Raw genomic sequence first — 20,125 nt, 5'->3', positions numbered from 1 at the left:
GCTCTTGGTCGTGTCGCGACGAGCGTTGCGCGGGGGGCTCGCGGCGGCTAGTTTCAGAGGCATGAAACATCGTCTCGTCTTCCCCGCCGCCGCCCTTCTGATTGCCTCGCTCGCCGCATGCAGCCAGCCCGCGCCGCCCGCCGAAAATGCGCCCGCGGTGGCCGGCGAACCGCTCGCCACGCGCGCGGTGATGATCGGCACCGAAGGGCCGAGCCTGCCCGCCTGTTCGAGCATCAGCCGCGTCAAGGCGGGCGGAACCGACGTCTATTGGGCGCCGGACGAGACGCGCGCGGTCAAGGCGAAGCTTGCGGGCGGCGCGAATGTGTCGCTGTGCGAGGCGGCCGAGAATGACGCCTGGTTCGGCGTTGTCTTCGCCGCGCCCGGCACCGATCCCGACATGTGCGGTGTCGGCAAGTCGGTGCCGAATGCGCGCGAATATCAGGGTCCGTGCCGCTGGGGCTGGATCAAGGGCGGAACGGTCCAGCTGGGCGGCTAAGCCTCGCCGGCTACCGGCAATCCTCGATCACACGCCCGATTTCGGACTGCACGGGCAGCGTCATCGCCCCGCCACCGGGCGTTTCGAGCGCGAAACGGCCGCGGCTGAACGCGATGCGGTCGAGCCGCGGGTCGCGGTTCGCGAGGTTCGCGCTGCCGTTATCGAAGCGGATCTGATCGGCCCCCGCGCTCGTCCGCAGGCTGACATTGCCCGCGAGCGCCGAACTCATCCGGATACCGCCGCCGCTGCACGTCAGGCTGAGCAGCGGGTTCGCGCTGCCCGTCGGAACGAACGCCGCGGTGCGGCTGCCCGCATCATAGCGCCACGCGCCGGCGTCGACCGTGCGATCTTCCCATCCTGCCGTCGGCGTCGGCAGCGGCGCGGGTGTCGGCGTCGGCGCGACCGGGCGCGGCGAGGGCGGCGGCGCTTCGGGCTGCGGGATCGCGGTGCAGCCCGCGACGACGAGCATCAGCGCGCCCGCGACGCCAAAGCGAAAATTCGGGTGCTTGCTGATCATCTTTAAAATCCCTGCCAATCAATCACGTCTTCGAGCGGCGCGCGCGGCACCGGCCACTGGTTCACCGCCGCTTCGGTATCGGCATAGCCGATCGCCAGCCCGGTGAACAAAATCTGCCCGTCATCCAGCGCCAGCGTGCGGCGGATCGTCGCGCCGTACATCGCCCAGCATTCCTGCGGGCAACTGGCGAGGCCGTGTTCGACGAGCAGCAGCATCACCGATTGCAGCCACATGCCCATGTCCGACCATTGCGGCGGCCCCATGATGCGCGAACAATGGAGGAAAAGCATCACCGGTGCGCCGAAACCCCGGTAATTGTCCATGAACTGAGCGATCCGGCCGCGCTTGTCGTCGCGCGGGATGCCGAGTGAAGCGTAAAGCGCCTCGCCGACGCCGAAACGGCGCGCTTCCCACGGTTCGGTCAGCCCCTTGGGGTAGATGTCATATTCGGGCTCATAGCCCTCGCGCCCCATCGCGGTCCGCGCGGCGACAGCATCCTTCACCGCCTGCCATCGCTCGCCCGTGACCAGCGTTGCCTGCCACGGCTGGAGGTTGCCGCCCGAAGGCGCACGCTGCGCGGCAGCGAAAATCTCTCTCAGCAGCGCCGGATCGACGGGCTTGTCGGTGAAGGCGCGCACCGAACGGCGCGCGTGCAGGGCCCGGGTTACGCCATTCTCGGTTGCGGGGGTGTCAGTCGCTGGCATATTTATCCTCCCGCCGCTTGCCGAACAGCAATTTGCGTTCGAGCCGGGCCTTGAGCTGGCGGTAGTAGGAAAGCAGGAAGACGTCATCCTCTTCGGCGATCGCCCGCCCGATCTTGGCGCGGATCGCATCGGCGACCTCGCGCATCGCGCGCGGATCGCGGCCGCGCAGAACGCGTTCGAGCTCCTGCAGCTCGAAAATGCCATAGACGGCGAGCTCGGTCTCGGTGAACGCGATCGCCTCGCCCGCGGCATCGGTCGCAATATCGGCGTCGAGCTTCACGCGCTGCGCCATCACGACCCAGGTTCCCGCGATCAGGTCGCCCATCCGCATCCGGTCGCGATTGAACAGCAGGAACAGGCTGAGGGTCAGCGACCAGAGCACACCCGCAAGCATGAGCCAGCCCGACACCGCATCCTCGGCCACGCCCACCCCCAGCATCATCAGCGGCAGAAAGATTTCGAGCTCGCGGATCAGGTTCCGTGCGACGACCGCATCGGCGGTGAGGCGACCGCCGTCGCGCGCGACAACGCGGATCCCCATCAGCCTTTTGCCCGGCGTCGCCGCGCGCGAACCCAGCTCGAACCCGATGAACCAGAAGGTGCGCAGCAGGAAGGCGCCGAGCATCCAGATGGCCTCGGTGACGTCGGACCGCGAGGCGACGCCGATCCACAGCACGGCCAGCCAGAAGAGCAAGAGCGCGAGCTGGATCAGGATCAGGTCGACCAGCAGCGCCCCGAACCGCAGCCCCGAGCCGGCGATCTTCAATTCGAGGTCGACGCCTTCGGGCGTGATGAACTGGCGGATCTTTTTGGCGCTCGCGGCGCGCATCTTCGCATTGGCGGCGGCGGTCATGTCACATCCTCGCGCCGCGGGATGTAATAATAAGCGAGCCAGAACAGCAGCATCAGCGAACCGATCGCATAGCGCAGCGTCGTGTCGGTGATCAGCTGGCGGCCAAAGCCTTCGAGGAGGCCCGCGGTGAACAGCATCAATATGACCCCGACCATCACCTTGCCCGCGGTGCGTCCGGCGTCGGCTGCGGCCTGCAACCGTCCGCGCGCGCCGGGAAAGACGACCGCGGTGCCGATCCTGAGGCCCGCGGCGCCCGACAGTGCGGCGGCGAACAGTTCGGTGGTGCCGTGGATGAACAGCCAGCCGCCGAAATCATAGCCCAGCCCCTTGGCCGAAAAGACCGCCATCATCGCGCCGAGCCCGATGCCCTGATAATATTCGAGCATCATCGTCGGCACGCCAAAGGCGAAACCCAGCGCAAAGGACAGGATCGACACCTGGCTGTTGTGCGTGAACAAATAGGTCGCAAAGACGTGCAGCCCGCTCTCGCCCTTGCTCGCCGCCGCTGCCTTGCCGTGGCCCAGCGTCGACTGGAGGAATTCGGCCGTCGCGCGCGGGTCGCGGCCGCCCGCCATCTCTTCGTCGACGAAGTTGAAATACCATTCGGGGTTGCTCGAGACGAGCGAATAGCTGGTCAGCGCGCCGAGCAGGATGATCAGCGAAATGATCAATGTCTCCTTCCACACCGAGCGCACCGCGGCGGGCCAGTCGTAGAGGAAGAAGCGGCGGACGCGGTTCCAGCGGCTTTCGCGCACGCCGTAAACGAGGAAATAGCCTCGGATCGACAAGGCCTCGAGATGGTCGAGCAGCGCCTTGTCGAGGCTGGTCGCGCGCGCGATCGACAGCGACGACAGCGTTGCGCGATAGAGCAGGGGCAATTGCAACAGCTCGTCGCTGGTCAGCGCGGCGGCGCCTTTCTTTTCGAGCCTGGTGAGCAGCAGGTCGAACGCGACCCAGTCGGCCTCGCGCTCGGCGCGAAAACGGCCCGTCGAAAAGCTCGGGGCGTCGAGCGCGCGGGCAGGCGCCGCAGGGGGAATCACAGGCTGCCCTTCTGTTTGATGCCGAGATAGGCTTCGACCGCGCTCGCCCCCATCGCGTCGGCGGGCACTTCGATGACGTCGGCGCCGAGCCGCTGGAGCCGCGCGATCACCAGCTGGCGGTCGCGCAGCATCGCCGCGGCGACGTTCGCGCGCGTGACGTCGGCGCCGCTTTCGGGGCGGCGGCGTTCCTCGGCCTCGACCTCTTCGTCCTTGATCACGACGAACAGCAGGCGGTGCTTCTTCACCAGCCGGCCCGCGGCGCGGATCATCAGGTCGGCGCTCGTCGCGTCGGTGAATTCGGTGAACAGGATGATCAGCGAGCGGCGGTTGAGCTGTGTCGCCAGCGTCGCCAGCGCGAGGGTGAAATTGCTTTCGACATGCGCATAGTCGATCAGGCTCGCGGCGCGCTGCAACGCCGGGAAATCCTGCGTGTGCATATAGGCGGGGGTCAGCGTCTGCGGCTTGGCGGCAAAGGAGAAAAAGCTGATCCGGTCGTTCAGTTTCAGCCCGACATAGGCGAGCAGCAGCGCCGCCGACACCGCGCGGTCGACGCGCGGCATGCCGCCGACGGGCTCGGCCATCGTCCGTCCGCTGTCGATCGCGAGCACGACGCGGTTGTCGCGCTCGACGCGATATTCCTTGGCGAGCAATTTGACGTGGCGCGCCGAGGCGTTCCAGTCGATCGCGCGCCGGTCCATTCCCGGCTGATATTCGGCGAGCGCCTCAAACTCGGTGCCTTCGCCGCGAAAGCGTTGCTGGCGGAGGCCGAACCAGCTGTTGCGCTGGAACAGTCGGCTGCCCTCGTCGGTCACCGCGCGCAGGCTGGGGACGACGTGGATCGCGCCGTCGATGGCAAATTTGCGCTGTTTCCAGACGAGCCCGAGCGGCCCCGCCCAGCGGATCCACAGCGCCTCGATCAACGCCTGCCCGCGCCGCGATGCGGTGAGCGTCAATGTGCGGACGAGCGCTTCGCCCGTGGCCGTCCGGCGCATATCGTCCGCGAGCCGCCCGCCTTCGGCAAGCCGTTCGTCGAGCGCGAGCGCGAGTTCGGCGCGGGGCGGCACTAGTCTCCCGGTTGCGGCAAGCGACAATTCGAACGGATCGCCGACCCCGACCTGATGCGGAAAACGCGGATCGAGGGCGAGGTGGCGGGGGTTTGCTCCGGCGATGGTGTCGAGGATCAGGCAGGCAAGGATGACGCCGATCCAGCCGGGCGCGACCAGCCACAGTTCGGGCCGGATCAGCCCGAGCGCGAGCGCCATCGGGGCGCCCAGCAGCAGCAAGTAGATCGCGCGCCGGGTCGGATAGATCACCGCGGGACGTCCTCGCGTTCGAGCAAGGCCGCGACGACCTGCTCGACATTGCGGCCCTCGATCTCGGACGCCGCCGACAGGATGACGCGGTGGCGCAGCACACCGGCGGCGAGGCGCTGGACGTCGTCGGGGATCACATAATCGCGCCCGTCGAGCGCCGCTGCGGCGCAGGCGGCGCGCGCGAGCAAGGTCGCGGCGCGCGGGCTGGCGCCGCATTCAAGGTCGGCGCTCTCGCGCGTCGCGCGGACGATGCGGACGATATAGTCGACGATCTCGTCGGCCAGCCGCACCGTCGCGATCGTGTCGATCGCGGCTTCGATGGTCTTGGCGTTCGCAACCTCGGCGACGCCGAAATCGGCGACCGCGGGGCTTTTGAAACGCCCGCCATGGTCGGCGACGATCCGCCGTTCCTCGTCGGCGGCGGGATAGTCGACGACGAGCTTGAACAGGAAGCGGTCGAGCTGCGCCTCGGGCAGCGGATAGACGCCCTGCTGCTCGATCGGGTTCTGCGTCGCGAGCACGGTGAAGCGGGGGCTCATCACATGCGCCTCGCCGTTGATCGTCACGCGCCGTTCCTGCATCGCTTCGAGCAGCGCGGCCTGCGTCTTCGGCGGGGTGCGGTTGATTTCGTCGGCGAGCAGCAGCTCGGTGAAGATCGGCCCTTTGGTGAGGGTGAAGCTCGACGTCTGGAAGTTGAACAGGTTCGACCCCAAAATATCGCCGGGCATCAGGTCGGGGGTGAACTGGATGCGCCCGAAAGCGAGCCCCGTCGCGCGGGCAAAAGCCTGCGCGAGCAGGGTCTTCGCGGTTCCCGGCGGGCCTTCGAGCAGCACATGGCCGCCCGCGAGCAGCGCGATCGTCACCATGCGGGTGAGCGGCCCCTGCCCGAACACGACCTTGGCGACCTCCCCCTCGATCGCGGCGCCGAGGGCCTGAACGCTCTCGATATTAGCTGTCACGGAGTAGATCCTTCCTGATGTCGTGCAGCGCTTGCGCGCCCTCTAGAAACTCGTGGGTATTGCGCGCGAGCGGCAGGCGCCGCGCGAGGCTGGAGAAAGATTCGCTTCCCGCACCCAGATGCTTGTCGATCCAGCGGTCGGTTGCTTCGTCGTCGAGCCCGCCCGGGGCATGCAGCCGCCGCGCGATCGCGATGCGCTGGCTCTTCACAAAGGCGTCGGCGCCGTCGAGTTCGCGCCGCGCCTGCCGGATCAGGTCGGCGCTGTTCGCGATCAGCGCGGCCTTCGACACCGGGATCGCGCGACGGGGATTGAGCGCCGGGCCGAACCGCGTCCACGCCTGCCACAGCGCGAGCAGCCCCGCCGCGATCAGGCAGAGCGTGATACCGATGAAAGGCGGGACGAAGGCGAAGCGCAGCAGCGAGCGCTGGCCGCCAAAGCCGTTCAGCGTCAGATCGAAGGCGAGGCCGTCGGCGTCGGCGTAATCGGCGATTGCGTCGACCAGCATAGCGCTGCCGACCGCCTTTTCGCGCGAGGCGAAGGCGAGATTGTTGATGAGGTCGGGGTCGGCGAGGATATACAGGTCGCGATCGCGGACTTGCGCCAGCACCGCCCCGCCGCTCGGCCCCGCGATCAGCGTCTCCAGATTGTCGCCTTCGATCGTCTGGACATTGCCCGGCAACCAGGTGGTGAAGCGATGCCCTGCGATATCGGCCGGCAGCGGCTGCGCCTTGCTCGGCGCCGCCTTGATCTCGACCTTTCCGAAATGGGCAGGCGGCAGTATCTTGACGGGCGGCCTGACGGGCAGGCCAGCACTGACCCAGCCGGGCTTCGGCGTCTGTCCCGGAATCGCGATCGTCTGCCATTTGGGCAGGACGATCACGACCGGCGTGCTGCCTTCGGCATCGATCAGTTCGGCGATCTCGGGCGCGCGCGTGCGGTGCGTCGGGGTCAGCACCAGCAAGGGTTGATGGTCTTCATAGCGCGCCGTCTCGACGCGGCGCCGCAGGTCGACGTCGGCACCGGCGCGCTCGACGAGGTCGACGATGCCGGCATAGCCCGGCGCGGCCTTCGACAGCGCATGACCACCGCCGTCGTTGCCGCTGCTGACCTGTGGGCCGAGCGCGATCAGCGCCCACAGCGCGACAAAAGCGACGATGCCGATCGCGACCACCGCGGCGATCAGGCGCGGGTTGAAGCCGTCGCTGGTCGCGGCCGTATCGCTCATGCGCGCGCCCAATTCTTCGGCACCGTCAGTTCGGCATAGGCGCTGCGGCACTGCTCCCACGCGCCGGCATCGATCGACCGTCCGCCGAACAGGCTGATCTCGACCGCGCGCGCGATGCGGCTGAACGCGCCCTGCGCGGCCGCGGGCAGGTCGCGCGCTTCGGCGAGGTCGCGTGAGGTCATCGCGGGTTTGACGAGGCCGGGGCGGCGGCCCTCGATATCCTCGACGCTGCGATAGAGCAGAAGATGCACCGCTTCGGCAAAGCGCCCCTCAGCGGCGAGCGCGTCGGCTTCGGCGAGCAGCGCGCGCGCTGCGCCGGCCTCGGCCTGACCGGCGGCGTCCTCCGCATCTGCATCGCCTGCCTTGCGGCGAAAGGGCAGATTGTCGACCCAGCGCGCGAAGGCGGGAACGAAATGATAGAGGAGGAAGAGCAGCACCAGCGCGACCGCGATCCACATCAGCGGCTTGGCGGCGGGGGCGCTCCACTCGAAAAAATTGCCGATCGCATCGAACAGCGACTTCAGCCACTCGGGTGTCGGCGGCGGAGGCGGCGGGGGTGGCGGAAAGGCGGTCTGGATCTCGCCGCCTGCGACCGTCTGGCTATAGCCCGGATCGACGAGTTCGGGATCGAGCAGCCAGCCCTGGCTGGGCGTGTCGGGCGCAGCCGACGCCTGGGCGATCCACATCGATATCATGTTGAAATTGTGGTTCCGCCCCGGTCGATCATCGCGGTAAGTGGTAGCGCGAGCCTGATCGGGAAGGCAAGACATGCTTGCGCGCGAAACTGCCCCGTTCTAGCGCGCGAAGAGTTTAAACGGAGGACCAAGGTGGACGCAGCGCAGGCGGTGCATGAAAAATTCCTGGCGGCGCTGGCCGAAGGAAGGCTGCCCGATCGCGCCGACGCGCCCGACCCTGCGGTGGTTGGCCTGTCGCGCGCTGACGCGACCGATGTCTTCCTGTCGCAGCTGACCAGCCGCCAGATGGACCGGCTATCGCGCCATCTGCAGGCGCGGGGCGAGGGTTTCTACACGATCGGATCGTCGGGGCACGAGGGCAATGCCGCGGTCGCCGCGGCGCTGCGCGTCACCGACATGGCGTTTCTCCATTATCGTTCGAACGCCTTTCAGCTCCACCGCTCGCGCCAGCTTCCCGGCGGCACGCCGACGTGGGACATGCTGCTGAGCTTCGCCGCGTCGTCCGAAGACCCGATCTCGGGCGGACGCCACAAGGTCATCGGCTCAAAACCGCTCAATATCCCGCCGCAAACCTCGACGATCGCCTCGCACTTGCCGAAGGCGGTCGGCGCCGCTTTCTCGATCGGCATCGCGCGCCGCCTCGGCATGACCGGGCTGCCGCTTCCCGATGATGCCGTCGTGCTGACGAGCTTCGGCGATGCGTCGGCGAACCATTCGACCGCGCAGGGCGCGTTCAACACCGCGGGCTGGGCGGCGTTCCAGGGTTCGCCGATGCCGCTGATCTTCCTCTGCGAAGATAATGGCATCGGGATTTCGACGCGCACCCCGACGGGCTGGATCGAGGCGCAGTTCCGCCACCGCGCGGGGCTGCACTATATCAAATGCGACGGCACCGACCTCGTCTCGGCCTATGCCGGCGCCGCCGAAGCCGCCGATTATGCGCGCCGCACCCGCAAGCCCGTTTTCCTCCACATGGCGACGGTGCGCCTCTATGGCCACGCCGGCTCCGACGTGCAGGGCGCCTATCTTCCCAAGGCGCTGATCGAGGCCGACGAAGCGCGCGACCCGCTGCTCACCGGTGCGGCGCTGATGGCCGAACATGGCTGGATGTCGCCCGCCGAAATCGCAGAGGCCTATGAGGATATCGGCGCGACGCTCGCGCGGCAGGCCGAAGCGGCAATCCTTCGCCCCAAGATCACCACCCCGAAGCATGTGATGGAAAGCCTGATTCCGCCGAAGCGCGAGGTGGCGCGCGCCAACACGCCGTCGGACGAGGATCGCAAGGCGATGTTCGGCAGCGATGCCGGCGCGATGGACAAGCCGCAGCATATGGCGCGGCTTTTGAGCTGGGCGCTCGCCGACCTGATGCTCGCGCACAAGGAGATCGTCGTCGCGGGCGAGGATGTCGGGCCGAAGGGCGGTGTCTATAACGTCACCGCGAAGCTCCACCAGCGCTTTGGATCGGCGCGCGTCGTCAATACCTTGCTCGACGAACAGGCGATTCTCGGACTCGCGATCGGCATGGCGCACAATGATTTCCTGCCGATGCCCGAAATCCAGTTCCTCGCCTATGTCCATAATGCCGAGGACCAGATCCGCGGCGAGGCTGCGACGCTCAGTTTCTTCTCCGACGGTCAATATACCAACCCGATGGTGCTGCGCATCGCGGGACTCGGTTACCAGAAGGGTTTCGGCGGCCATTTCCACAACGACAACAGCCTCGCGGTCTTCCGCGACATTCCGGGGGTGATCCTCGCGGTGCCGTCGAACGGCCGCGATGCCGTCGCCATGCTTCGTGAATGCGTGCGGCTCGCGCGCGAGGAACAGCGCGTCGTCGTCTTCGTCGAACCGATCGCGCTCTATATGACGCGCGACCTGCACGAAGAGGGCGATGGCCTGTGGACCAGCGCCTATGAGGCGCCGGGCGCGGAGACGCCGATCCGCTTCGGCGATGTCGGGGTGCATGGGCAGGGCACCGACCTCGCGATCGTGACCTATGGCAACGGCACTTATTATTCGCGGCAGGCCGAAAAGCTACTCGCTGCCGACGGCGTCAACGCCCGCGTAATCGATCTGCGCTGGCTCGGCCCGGTCGACGAGGAGAAGCTCGTCGCCGCGGTCGGCGATGCCAGCCGCATCCTGATCGTCGACGAATGCCGCATCACCGGATCGCAGAGCGAGGCGCTGATGGCGACCTTCGTTGAGCGCACGCCGGGCAAGAAGCTCGCACGCATTGCCGCCGACGACAGCTTCATCCCGCTCGGCCGCGCGGCGACACTCACGCTACCGAGCCGCGATTCAATCTATGCCGCCGCGAAGGAGCTTCTCGCATGAGCGCGCGCCAGACCGCGCTCGTCGTCGCCCCCGGCCGCGGCACCTATGGCAAGGGCGAGCTAGGCAGCATCTCGCGGCTGCACGGCGCACGTTTCGGCGAGCTGATCGCGAATTTCGACGCGCAGCGCCGGACACGCGGCCAGCCAACCGTAACCGAACTCGACGGCGTCGACCGTTTCAGCGTCGCGACGCACATGCGCGGCGATGTCGCGGCGCCGCTGATCTACACCGCGACCGCGCTCGACTATCTCAGCATCGACCGCGACGCATATGACGTCGTTGCCGTCGCCGGCAATTCGATGGGCTGGTACAGCGCGCTCGCCTTGGGCGGCGCGGTGTCGGTCGAGGACGGTTTCCGTATCAGCAACGCGATGGGGCTCAACAGCCAGGCGCACGGGCCGGGCGGGCAAATCCTGTTGCAGGTCGTCGACGAAGATTGGCGGCCGGTCTCGGGGCTGCGCGAGACGCTGCTCGGTCTTGTCGCCGATATCGGTGCGCGTCCCGGCCACGCAATCGCGCTCTCGATCGACCTTGCCGGGATGCTCGTGCTCGCGGGCAATGAGGAAGGGCTCGCCGCCCTCCTCGCCGAAGCGCCGCCGACGCCGGGGCGCGATCCGCTGCGTCTCGCGGGCCACGGTCCGTTCCACACCCCGCTGATGTTCGGCAGCTCGGACAAGGCGATGGCCGAACTGCCGCATGCACTCTTCCACCGCCCCGCGCTGCCGCTGGTCGACGGGCGCGGACATATCTGGCGCCGCCACGCGAGCGACCCGGCCGCGATCTGGGACTACACTTTCGGGCACCAGATCCTCGCGCCTTATGATTTCGCGCTCTCGGTGCAGGTCGCGGTCAGGGAATATGCCCCCGACGTCATAATCCTGCCGGGCCCGGGCGACACGCTGGGCGGTGCGATCGCGCAATCGCTGATCGGCATCGGCTGGCAGGGAATCCGGAGCAAAGCCGATTTCGCGGCGCGGCAGGCGGCCGACCCGATCCTGCTCTCGATGGGCCGTGCCGAACAGCGCGCGCTCGTCACGGGATAAGATAGGGCCGGCAGGGGAGGAACATCCCCTGCCGGCCCGTTCGCATGGAATCAGGTGGGGTTGACCCCATGCGGATGAACGGCAGCGCCAATGGGGACCAACTCAAGGGCGGTACGCCGTTCATGTCCCTTATAGGCGCATTGCGCCGCATCCGGCCGGGGTTCCCGCACAATCAAGCGCCAAAACGGAGCGGATTGCGCGGCGCGGCGCACGCGAACTCGGCGATGAACTGCAGCCGCAGCAGTTCGGCGACATTGCCCGCTCCGGCGCGGCGCATGATGTTCGCGCGGTGCACCTCGACGGTGCGGGGGCTCAATTCCAGCTGACGCGCGATCGCCTTATTGCCGAGCCCCGCCGCGATCGCATCCAATATATCGCGCTCGCGCGGGGTCAGCGCCGCCAGCCGCGCCTCGGCCTCGCGGTGCCGGTCGAGCGCGCCCTGCCGTGCGCGCCAGTCGGCGAGCGCCGCGTCAACCGTGCGGCGGACGAGGCGCGGGTCGAGCGGCGCGGGCAGCAGATCCTGTGCCCCGCCGCGCAGGATCGCACGCGATTCGGCGATACTCAGTTGCTCGGCGGCGACAAAGGCGACGATTGCGGCGCGCGCCGCAACGCGGTCGAGCAGCGCCGCGCCGCCGGTCCGGCCGGGCTGGCACCAATGAAAGAGCAGGATCCCGCACGAATCCGGCCCCTCGGCTTCGATCCATGCATCGGCGCTCGCAAAGCTGCGCACGATCCGTTCGGACCCCGCCGCGAGCACACGGAAACAGGCCGCCCGCTCGGTGGCGTCGGGCAGGATCAGATGGATATGGCCCCCGCTTTCGATCACGAAAATTGCGATGCCTGCAAGCGCACCGCGCGAACAGCGGCGAAGGGTCGGCGATGGCGCCATTCTGGAGCATGCCGGCGGACCGCGGGCCGGCGGGCGGCGATTGGCCCCGCGGGTCAGTCGGCCGGATTATGCTTGGCGAGAAAGGTTTCGATCGACGTCAGCAAGGTCATGCGATCGGCCTGACGCGTGAAATAATGGTCGGCGAGCGGAACCGACACGAACTCGACCGTCTTGCCGGCTTTCGTCATCGCCGAATACATGCGCGCCGACTGGCCGTGATCGACCGTGACGTCTTTCTTGCCGTGGACGAGCAGCAGCGGCGCCTTGATCCGGGCGATAGCGTTGATCGGGGAGACGGCGGCGAAATCGGGGGTCATCTTCTGCCATTGGCCGCGATAAAGGCGTTCGCGCATCATCCCCCCGAAATCATTGACCTCGCGGCGCAGGTTGGCGACGCCGTTGATCGAGATCGCGCAGCGATACAGGTCGGGATCCTTGACGGTCCCCCACATCGCGGCATAGCCGCCATAGGAGCCGCCGACGATGCAGACCCGCTTCGGGTCGGCGATGCCTTCCTTCACGGCCCAGTGGACGCCGTCGGTGACATCGTCCTGCATCGCGAAGCCCAGCTGACCCTGACCGGCCTTTTCGAATGCGGCGCCATAGCCCGTCGATCCGCGAAAATTGGGCTGGAGCACGGCGTAGCCGCGTTCGGCGAGGAATTGCGCCCAATAGTCATAGCTCAGTTCGTCATGTCCCCACGGTCCCCCGTGCGGCATGACGATGAAGGGCAAATTCTTGTCGCGCCGGCCGCGCGGCATTGTCAGCACGCCCTCGATCTCGAGCCCGTCGCGCGCCTTGTACTGGACCATCCGGCCGCGCGAGAGGCGCTTGCCGCCGATCGTGTCGTTCATCGCCGCCAGCTTGAGCAGGTCGCCCGTCGCCGCGTCGAAATAGAAAAGCAGGCCGGGATTGTCGGGCGTGCTGAAGCGCACCAGCATCTTGCTCTGATCGGCGCTCAGGCTCTCGATCCGGACCTTCGATTGCGGTGACGCCGCTTCAAGAGTCTTTTGATGCGCCGCCATCGCCGGATCGATCCAGCGCAAGGGCGTGCTGCGGTCGCTGGTCCGGACGCCGAGTATTTTCGAGCCGTTCGATGGCAGCAACACGCTTTCGACATCGGCATCGTCGGCGGCGTAGACCGTCCGCACCGCCTTGCCGGTCGGAACGTCGACTTCGACGACCGCCGACCGGCCGCCCTCGACTTCCTTGATGACGAACCCGTTGTTGCTCCCGGGCACGAAGTGGAAAGGAACAGTCAATTCTTCTTCGGCGCCGAGCTTTGCGCTGTCGATCACGCGCAACGACCCTTCGCCATGCGATCGAAACAGCAGCGTCGATTGGGTGCTCGCGTCGCGATAGCCGATGCCGAAACGGACCTGGCCCAGATGGTCGGCCCCCCAGTCGACGATATTGGTGCGCGGTCTTTCGACGATCCGCTTGCGCGCCGTCGTCACGTCGACGCGATAGACCGCCGGCCAGAAGTCGGGGTTGCTGCCGTAAATCGAGTTTTGCGCCGCGACGAGGATTTCGGTGCTGCCGTCGGACGGAATCCACAGGACATCGGATGCATTCTGCCCGCCGCTGTCCCAGAGCAGCTTTGTAATCTTTCCCGTCCCGCGATTGATGCCGATCACCCGCGAAATATACCAGCGGTCGGCCTCGACCGGCATCAATGCATAGAGGCCCACGATGATATTGTCGTTTCCGACCCAGCGGATCCACGCGACCTGGGTCTGGTCTGGAACGGTGATGCGCACCCCTTTCGACCGGTCGCCCAGCAGGGACATCATCATGATGCGCTGTTCGCCCGCGATCCCGAACAGCCCCGCGATATGCGTGCCGTCGGGCGACAGGGCGACATCTTCGACGAACGGAAGCTCGGCGAAGGCGCTGGTCGGTAGCGGGGTAAAGCCCGGCGTTACAGGCGGCGTTTTGGAATCGGCCGCGGCGAACGTGCCGGGAGAGAAAAGAAGCGCCGTCGCGGCGAGGAGATACGCGCCGAATGACACCCATGCCATGTCCCGCTTATGCTTGCGCTCAAGCCCCAACACATCCTCCCCCCGAAAGACAGACAGCTATATCGTCGGCGGGTATTTTCCCGAACTAGTTGAGAAAATCAAATGATACTCGCCACCTACATTTGGGCGTGCGAAGACTTGCTGGAGAATAGTGTGTGGGGCACTCTGAAGCTCGCATCTCTATGGATCTTTCGGGTGCTTGAAAAAACAGGGCGCATTTCGCTCCGATAACCGTCTTGTCTAGGAGAAGGAAAAAGGGAGAGACGTGACGGCGGAACCTGCCTCCGAACTCGAGCGGTTGACCCGGAAGTTCCGGCCGCCGCTGATCGCCTTTTTTTCCCGGCGCGTTGCCAGCCTCGCGGAAGCCGAAGACATGACTCAGGAGGTTTTTTTGCGGTTATCGAACGCGCAAAGAGGCGACGAAGAGACGAGTGCCGCCTATATCTTCCGGATCGCCGCCAACCTGGTGACGGATCGGGCGCGCCACGACCGTGTACGCCGGAACTTCGCGGACGCGGTGCGAAGCGATGCCAGCGCCGGCGTCGATGGCTTCGATCCGTTCCGGATTGTTTCCGCGCGCGAATCCATTTCGATCCTGTGGGCGGCGATCCAGGCGCTTCCCGAGCCGACGCAGCAGATTTTCATATTATACCGCGTGGAGAATATTCCGAAGCAGACGATCGCCGACAATTTCGGATTTCACCTCCGCACCGTCGACAAGCATATTTCGCGCGCGCTGGTCTTCCTCGCGCGCCGCATGGAGCGGCGGACATGATGGTCCCGCAGAATGACAATGATCGCGTCGCCGAGCGGGAGGAGCAGGCGGCCGCCTGGTGCCTGCTCATCGCCGACCGGGCGCTGACCGTCAGCGAACAAACTGATTTCGATGCATGGCTGGCGGCGGACGAGCGCCACGCTTACCATTTCGAACAGATGGTGACGGTGTGGCAGGGAACCGACGCGATCGCCGAAATGCCCGGCTTCCTGTCGCTCCGGGCCGAGGCCTTGACCGCGATGGAAAAGGCGCGCCGCGCGGCAGAGCCCGCTCCGACGCGCCGCCGTGCCGTCGCGACGATGGCCGCGCTCGTGATGGTCGCGGGCATGGGCGCCTGGTATTGGAGCGAGGCGCCCGACGTCTATTCCACTGATGTTGGTGAGCGGCGGATCGTCCGGCTCGACGACGGGTCGAGCGTTTCGCTCGATGCTGCCAGCCAGATGTCGGTATCCTTCACCGACCATCGCCGCGCGATCATACTCGATCGTGGCCGGGCCAAGTTCGACGTCGCAAAGGATCCGCTCCGGCCGTTTACCGTGACCGCGGGTTCGCAGGCGGTGGTGGCGATCGGCACGAGTTTCAGCGTCGAGCTGCTGCGCGACCAGCTCCGTGTCCAGCTGTTCGAAGGACAGGTGGCCGTCGTTCCGCGCGCCGCGGCAGCGGGCCATCTCAAGAAACAACGACCGGTAACCCGGGCGACGACTCAGCTTTTGCCAGGGCAGGAACTGGTCGCCAGCCTTTCGTCGGGCGCGACAGAAATCCTTCCCGTCGACGCGGGGCGCTCGCTGGGATGGGAAGGCGGGCAGGTCGATTTCGTCGATATGCCGCTGACCGACGCGGTCGAGCGGATCAATCGCTACGCGGCATCGCCGATCGTCCTCCGCGATGCGGCGGCCGGCCGTCATCTCGTCAATGGGGTATTCGATGCGGGCGATGCCGACAGTTTCGTCAAGGGCGTGACCTCGCTCTATCCGCTGGCCGCCCACGAAGAGGGCGGCAAAATCATTATCGAAACTGTAAATCCGAGTAACGACAAAGAAAAAATGGACCAAAGATAAAAATCTGGGGCGCAACCGGGTGGGTGGTTCGTCTTTATGACAGAGGGGCAGCAATATCGATCCCTCGCATAGAGGGAGAGGGTATGTCCAAACGTCGTTATTTGTTGTCGAGTCTTGCGCTCGGCGCGCTGGTTGCCATGTCGGCACCTGCCTATGCCGAAGCGCGCCAGGTTCAGCAGTTTGATATTCCGGCCCAGGATCTGGGCGGCGCATTGCGCGCGTTCGCGCGCGCATCGGGCGCGCAGGTGATTTTCGACGGCAAGGCGGTGCGCGGCAAGCGTAGCGAAACCTTGCGGCACCGGTCGGACGCCGAGGAGGCGCTCCGCGAACTGCTTCGCGGGACGGGGCTGACCTATCGCCGCAACGGCAAGATTTTCATCGTCAGCCCGGCACGAAAGATCGCGCAGGCGGATCCGGCCTTGATGGCGAGCGCGGTCCCGGCCGCCGCGACGGCGGAGGCACCGGCGCAAGCGATCAGCGATCCGGCCGAAATCATCGTGACGGCGCAGAAGAAGGCGGAATCGATCCAGGATGTGCCGCTGTCGGTGTCGGCCTTTTCGGCGGCGGCACTGGACGAGTATAAGATCGAAAGCGGCTCGGAACTGCTGCGCGCGGTGCCGAACGTGACCTTTTCGAAGACGAATTTCGCCAGTTATAATTTCTCGATCCGCGGGATCGGGACGAAGGCTATTTCCGTCGCGTCCGATCCCGCGGTGGCGATCAGTTTCAACAACACGCCGCTCATCAGGAATCGCTTGTTCGAGCAGGAATATTTCGACGTCGAACGCGTCGAGGTGCTGCGCGGACCGCAAGGCACACTCTACGGCCGCAACGCGACGGGCGGCGTGGTCAACATGATCACCAACAAGCCGAAGCTCGGCGAATTCGAGGCGTGGGCCAAGGGCGAGGTCGGCAATTACGAAAGCAAGCGCCTCAGCGGCATGATCAACGTGCCGCTGGGTGACTTTCTTTCGCTGCGCGCCGCCGGCGCCATGACGAAGCGCACCGGATATGATTTCAATACCGTCACCAGCAGGAGGGTGAACGGCCGCGATCTCTGGTCCACGCGCGTCAGTGCCGCATGGGAGCCGAGCGACCGGTTCCGGGCGAATGCCATCTGGGAACATTTCGAGGAAGACGACAATCGGTCACGCACCGGCAAGCAGCTTTGCACCAAGGATCCGGGGCCGACGTCGTTCGGCGGGAGGGACATCAGTGCGGACCTGCGGTTTCGCGGGATCCTGAGCCAGGGCTGCCTGCCCGGCTCCATCTACGACGATGCAGCTTATAGCGTTCCGAACGCCTTCGCGCTGCCGCATGTCGCCGCCGCTGCAATCATCTCCTCCTTGGGGAATGCCGGTGCCCGGGGACCGGTGATGCGGCTGATCGATGGCAGCCGTGATCCCTATGCGGGTGTCGTCCAGTCGCGCGATTTGAGGGAGATCTCCACGGCGATCGACCCGGTATTCCGCGCCAAAAACGACGTGCTTCAATTAAATGTCGAATTCGACATGACCAACAGTCTGCGATTCTATTCGAATACAAGCTATTCCGAAGACAATTATTACTCGTTCCAGGATTATAACCGGGTCAACAGCGGCGACGCCTTCAATGATTCCAGCAAGGCAACCGATTTCAGAGGCAGACCCCTCCCCACGACCGGCATATCGCCGGGCGGGATTCTCGATGACCCGCAGCTTGGCAAGTCGTCCAAGATTCTCGCGGCCGACCAGGTGAAGTCGAAAAGCGATCAATGGTATCAGGAATTCCGGCTTCAGTCCGATTTCAGCGGAAAGCTCAATTTCAGTTTCGGCGTCAATTATCTGAAATTCAAGATCCATGAAGATTATTATGTCTTCAGCAACCTGTTCACAGCCCTTGCAAAAACGCCGCTGGGAACCGGGGGCAATGGCAATCCGGTCCGCGACTGTACCGGATGGACGGGCGGTTCGGACTGCACCTACATCGACCCCAATCCCATCTCGTCGCTGAACGGAAACGGGCATAATTATTTCCGAAGCCAGAATATCGGATCGACACGATCCTATGCGGCGTTCGGGGAATTATACTGGAAGCCTGCGGACGATCTGAAGATCACGCTGGGCCTGCGCTACACCGACGACAAGAAGGTGGCGACGCCCATCGACTCGCAATTGCTCCTGGGGACGGGCCTGTTCGGTTTCGGCCTGATCAACGAAGGCTATATTGTGTCGCCGGACATCGTCCAGCAATGGAAGCGGGTGACCGGCCGCGCCGTGGTCGACTGGAAACCCGATCTGGGTTTTACCGACGATACGTTGCTCTACGCATCCTTTTCGCGCGGCTATAAGGGCGGCGGAACCAATCCCCCCGGAATCGGCGCGAACCCGGTGCAGTTGAAGTTCTTTCCGCTGCCCAAGGTCTTCAAGCCCGAATCGGTGAATGCCGTTGAAATCGGCACGAAGAATGATTTCGCGAGCGGGCGCCTGTCGCTCAACGCCAACGCCTTCTTCTATGACTATAAGGACTATCAGGTATCGCAGATCGTCGATCGCATCGCGCTCAACGAAACCTATGATGCGCAGATATGGGGTGCGGAACTCGAAGCTGTTTGGCGCCCGACGCCGAGATGGCAGATCAATACCAATCTGGGCTATCTCGATACGCGCATTGCCGATGGCATGAAGTCCATCGACGTGATGAACCGCACGCAGGGCAATTCTGACTGGATTGTCATGAAGCCGTGGATCCAGCTGGCATCCAATTGCATCGCGCCGCGCGCCCTCGTCGAAAAATATTTCAATCATCCGAGTTCGGGCGGTGTCGCAGGGGATTTCGCCGCCTTCTGCGGCGGGCAGGGCAACAAGAATTTCGCGCCCGGCAGCTTCTATTCGAACATGTTCGGGATCGCTTATGATCCGCAAACGGATGCGCCCAACCAGGGGCGCGGGTTCGACGCCGATCTTGGCGGAAACGAGCTTCCCAACTCCCCGCATTGGACCTTCAATCTGGGTGCTCAATACACGGTGCCGATGGACGATTGGGAATTGACGCTGCGCGGCGATTATTATCGTCAGGGCGAGAGCTGGGCGCGTGTTTATAACACGGCGATAGATCGATTAAAGGCGTGGGACAATACAAATATATCCATCACGCTAGAAAGGCCAGAAAGCGGGTTTTCTTTGCATGCTTATGTAAAGAACATATTTAATAATACTCCAATAACTGACATATTTCTTAATAGTGATGACAGCGGCCTGACGGCAAACGTATTTACTCTTGATCCAAGAATTTTTGGATTTGCAGTAACGAAGAAGTTTTGATATTGGTTTCAAGCATTTTATTCATCGATTTGAAAATTACAATTGGGACCAAGTAGCGATTTACATAGAAGGGGGTTGTATAAACATATCTCCTTTTATGTTTCGTGATCGCCTTTAATCAAGGTGATAAGGTCGTGCGGATTATCTACACGATCGTCTGAAAATCTATCATTATTGATAGATAATTTGGGAGAGTAAAAATGAAAAAAATGTCAATTGCACTTTTGGCAACTTTTGTAGCCTCCGCATCGGTTGCGCCTGCACATGCGAGCGCAGGGCCTCATTTCTCGCCGGCCGGTGGTACGGCTACCGCGGCTGGCTATGGCAACATCAACGGAAATATCTGTGACGCCACGGCTGTGATCACGATCGGACCCGACAACCACCCCACCGCCGGTCTCGCCGAATATGCGGATGTGGTGTTCAGCAATACCGGCGCGCCGTGTAACGATTACAAGGTGCAGGCGCGGGTTTATCCGAACGGCGATGTAAGCAACGTAACCGTTACATATCTGCCCTTGGCTACGGTTGTCTGTGCCAGCACCGGAACTTATACGGGTGCTGTGGTCTACACCGGCACCACCCCTGTGACGAACGCCGCGCTGGCCGCACCCATTTCGGTGGGTGCCTGTACCCTCGATACTGACATCGCGATCTCGGGGTCGATCAATATCGTGCCGTAATCGTGTCGGCGAAACCTGCTGCGCCTTTTTCGTAGCAGAAGGATGTTCCGATCAGCGATGACCGGAACATCCACTCCTCTACCGGACATGACTGGCCGCACCGGTGCAACGGTGCGGCCCTTTCCGGGCCAGCGGCGGTAATCCGCTTCTGGCGTGGTTTTGATAAGATGGTCAGGCGGCCCCCGCAATGTGTTTGCGCTGAAAAGAGTCTCCACCCT

The 20,125-nt window shown here is 64.6% G+C and carries 17 protein-coding genes; 7 read left to right on the top strand and 10 right to left on the bottom strand.

What is annotated here, in order from left to right:
• Positions 1 to 61 precede the first annotated feature (61 nt).
• Complete coding sequence (locus tag ASD73_RS14250) at positions 62 to 496, top strand: hypothetical protein (protein WP_056373048.1); 435 nt, start codon at positions 62 to 64, stop codon at positions 494 to 496.
• A gap of 10 nt (positions 497 to 506) precedes the next feature.
• Here the strand turns inward: ASD73_RS14250 and ASD73_RS14245 are convergent, their stop codons facing one another.
• The 8 genes from ASD73_RS14245 to ASD73_RS14210 are packed head-to-tail and all read right to left on the bottom strand — an operon-like array spanning position 507 to position 7,793.
• Complete coding sequence (locus ASD73_RS14245; protein WP_056373047.1) at positions 507 to 1,013, bottom strand: hypothetical protein; 507 nt, start codon at positions 1,011 to 1,013, stop codon at positions 507 to 509.
• Between the two features lie 2 nt (positions 1,014 to 1,015).
• Positions 1,016 to 1,717, bottom strand: coding sequence for a nitroreductase (locus tag ASD73_RS14240; RefSeq protein ID WP_056373046.1), 702 nt, complete (start codon positions 1,715 to 1,717; stop codon positions 1,016 to 1,018).
• Positions 1,704 to 2,570, bottom strand: a complete 867-nt coding sequence (locus ASD73_RS14235) for an RDD family protein (RefSeq protein ID WP_056373045.1) — start codon at positions 2,568 to 2,570, stop codon at positions 1,704 to 1,706. Before ASD73_RS14235 ends, ASD73_RS14240 begins: the two co-directional genes overlap by 14 nt.
• A complete protein-coding gene (locus ASD73_RS14230) occupies positions 2,567 to 3,610 on the bottom strand; it encodes a stage II sporulation protein M (protein WP_056373044.1) in 1,044 nt (347 codons plus the stop codon). Before ASD73_RS14230 ends, ASD73_RS14235 begins: the two co-directional genes overlap by 4 nt.
• Positions 3,607 to 4,923, bottom strand: coding sequence for a DUF58 domain-containing protein (locus ASD73_RS14225; RefSeq protein ID WP_056373043.1), 1,317 nt, complete (start codon positions 4,921 to 4,923; stop codon positions 3,607 to 3,609). The genes ASD73_RS14230 and ASD73_RS14225 overlap by 4 nt, the downstream gene beginning before the upstream one ends.
• The gene (locus ASD73_RS14220; RefSeq protein WP_082521552.1) at positions 4,920 to 5,882 is read right to left on the bottom strand and encodes an AAA family ATPase; all 963 of its coding nucleotides are present in this window, start codon (positions 5,880 to 5,882) and stop codon (positions 4,920 to 4,922) included. Before ASD73_RS14220 ends, ASD73_RS14225 begins: the two co-directional genes overlap by 4 nt.
• The gene (locus ASD73_RS14215) at positions 5,872 to 7,107 is read right to left on the bottom strand and encodes a DUF4350 domain-containing protein (RefSeq protein WP_056373680.1); all 1,236 of its coding nucleotides are present in this window, start codon (positions 7,105 to 7,107) and stop codon (positions 5,872 to 5,874) included. The genes ASD73_RS14220 and ASD73_RS14215 overlap by 11 nt, the downstream gene beginning before the upstream one ends.
• On the bottom strand, positions 7,104 to 7,793 hold the full coding sequence (locus ASD73_RS14210) for a DUF4129 domain-containing protein (protein WP_235534430.1): 690 nt from the start codon (positions 7,791 to 7,793) through the stop codon (positions 7,104 to 7,106). The genes ASD73_RS14215 and ASD73_RS14210 overlap by 4 nt, the downstream gene beginning before the upstream one ends.
• A 141-nt stretch (positions 7,794 to 7,934) precedes the next feature.
• Between ASD73_RS14210 and ASD73_RS14205 the strand changes: the two genes are divergently transcribed.
• Together ASD73_RS14205 and ASD73_RS14200 are read left to right on the top strand one after the other, a co-directional pair.
• Positions 7,935 to 10,136 carry a thiamine pyrophosphate-dependent enzyme gene (locus ASD73_RS14205; RefSeq protein WP_056373040.1) on the top strand — a complete coding sequence of 734 codons (2,202 nt, stop codon included), beginning with the start codon at positions 7,935 to 7,937 and terminating at the stop codon, positions 10,134 to 10,136.
• Positions 10,133 to 11,179 (top strand): hypothetical protein, encoded by a 1,047-nt coding sequence (locus ASD73_RS14200; RefSeq protein WP_056373039.1) that lies wholly within the window; start codon positions 10,133 to 10,135, stop codon positions 11,177 to 11,179. The genes ASD73_RS14205 and ASD73_RS14200 overlap by 4 nt, the downstream gene beginning before the upstream one ends.
• Positions 11,180 to 11,351: 172 nt before the next feature.
• Here the strand turns inward: ASD73_RS14200 and ASD73_RS14195 are convergent, their stop codons facing one another.
• The gene (locus ASD73_RS14195) at positions 11,352 to 12,005 is read right to left on the bottom strand and encodes a response regulator transcription factor (protein WP_235534428.1); all 654 of its coding nucleotides are present in this window, start codon (positions 12,003 to 12,005) and stop codon (positions 11,352 to 11,354) included.
• A gap of 116 nt (positions 12,006 to 12,121) precedes the next feature.
• On the bottom strand, positions 12,122 to 14,089 hold the full coding sequence (locus ASD73_RS14190) for an alpha/beta hydrolase family protein (protein WP_056373038.1): 1,968 nt from the start codon (positions 14,087 to 14,089) through the stop codon (positions 12,122 to 12,124).
• Positions 14,090 to 14,354: 265 nt separating this feature from the next.
• On the opposite strand from ASD73_RS14190, the gene ASD73_RS14185 reads away from it, so the two are divergent.
• The 4 genes from ASD73_RS14185 to ASD73_RS14170 all read left to right on the top strand — a co-directional run bounded on the left by ASD73_RS14185 (position 14,355) and on the right by ASD73_RS14170 (position 19,907).
• On the top strand, positions 14,355 to 14,864 hold the full coding sequence (locus ASD73_RS14185; RefSeq protein WP_056373037.1) for a sigma-70 family RNA polymerase sigma factor: 510 nt from the start codon (positions 14,355 to 14,357) through the stop codon (positions 14,862 to 14,864).
• Positions 14,861 to 15,922, top strand: a complete 1,062-nt coding sequence (locus ASD73_RS14180) for a FecR family protein (RefSeq protein ID WP_082521550.1) — start codon at positions 14,861 to 14,863, stop codon at positions 15,920 to 15,922. Before ASD73_RS14185 ends, ASD73_RS14180 begins: the two co-directional genes overlap by 4 nt.
• An 83-nt stretch (positions 15,923 to 16,005) precedes the next feature.
• The gene (locus ASD73_RS14175) at positions 16,006 to 19,224 is read left to right on the top strand and encodes a TonB-dependent receptor domain-containing protein (RefSeq protein WP_200934945.1); all 3,219 of its coding nucleotides are present in this window, start codon (positions 16,006 to 16,008) and stop codon (positions 19,222 to 19,224) included.
• Positions 19,225 to 19,433: 209 nt separating this feature from the next.
• On the top strand, positions 19,434 to 19,907 hold the full coding sequence (locus tag ASD73_RS14170) for a hypothetical protein (protein ID WP_235534427.1): 474 nt from the start codon (positions 19,434 to 19,436) through the stop codon (positions 19,905 to 19,907).
• Positions 19,908 to 20,125 lie beyond the last annotated feature (218 nt).

Origin of the sequence: Sphingopyxis sp. Root154 (assembly GCF_001427105.1) — a bacterium.
GTDB lineage: Bacteria > Pseudomonadota > Alphaproteobacteria > Sphingomonadales > Sphingomonadaceae > Sphingopyxis.
This window is presented reverse-complemented; position numbering and strand designations above follow the sequence as displayed.

Excerpts from the sequence above, each read along its gene's own strand:
- ASD73_RS14245 (WP_056373047.1), bottom strand. The coding sequence starts at position 1,013 with ATGATCAGCAAGCACCCGAATTTTCGCTTTGGCGTCGCGGGCGCGCTG.
- ASD73_RS14200 (WP_056373039.1), top strand. The coding sequence starts at position 10,133 with ATGAGCGCGCGCCAGACCGCGCTCGTCGTCGCCCCCGGCCGCGGCACC.
- ASD73_RS14215 (WP_056373680.1), bottom strand. The coding sequence starts at position 7,107 with ATGAGCGATACGGCCGCGACCAGCGACGGCTTCAACCCGCGCCTGATC.
- ASD73_RS14170 (WP_235534427.1), top strand. The coding sequence starts at position 19,434 with ATGTCAATTGCACTTTTGGCAACTTTTGTAGCCTCCGCATCGGTTGCG.
- ASD73_RS14210 (WP_235534430.1), bottom strand. The coding sequence starts at position 7,793 with ATGTGGATCGCCCAGGCGTCGGCTGCGCCCGACACGCCCAGCCAGGGC.
- ASD73_RS14235 (WP_056373045.1), bottom strand. The coding sequence starts at position 2,570 with ATGACCGCCGCCGCCAATGCGAAGATGCGCGCCGCGAGCGCCAAAAAG.
- ASD73_RS14190 (WP_056373038.1), bottom strand. The coding sequence starts at position 14,089 with ATGGCATGGGTGTCATTCGGCGCGTATCTCCTCGCCGCGACGGCGCTT.
- ASD73_RS14175 (WP_200934945.1), top strand. The coding sequence starts at position 16,006 with ATGTCCAAACGTCGTTATTTGTTGTCGAGTCTTGCGCTCGGCGCGCTG.
- ASD73_RS14180 (WP_082521550.1), top strand. The coding sequence starts at position 14,861 with ATGATGGTCCCGCAGAATGACAATGATCGCGTCGCCGAGCGGGAGGAG.
- ASD73_RS14250 (WP_056373048.1), top strand. The coding sequence starts at position 62 with ATGAAACATCGTCTCGTCTTCCCCGCCGCCGCCCTTCTGATTGCCTCG.
- ASD73_RS14240 (WP_056373046.1), bottom strand. The coding sequence starts at position 1,717 with ATGCCAGCGACTGACACCCCCGCAACCGAGAATGGCGTAACCCGGGCC.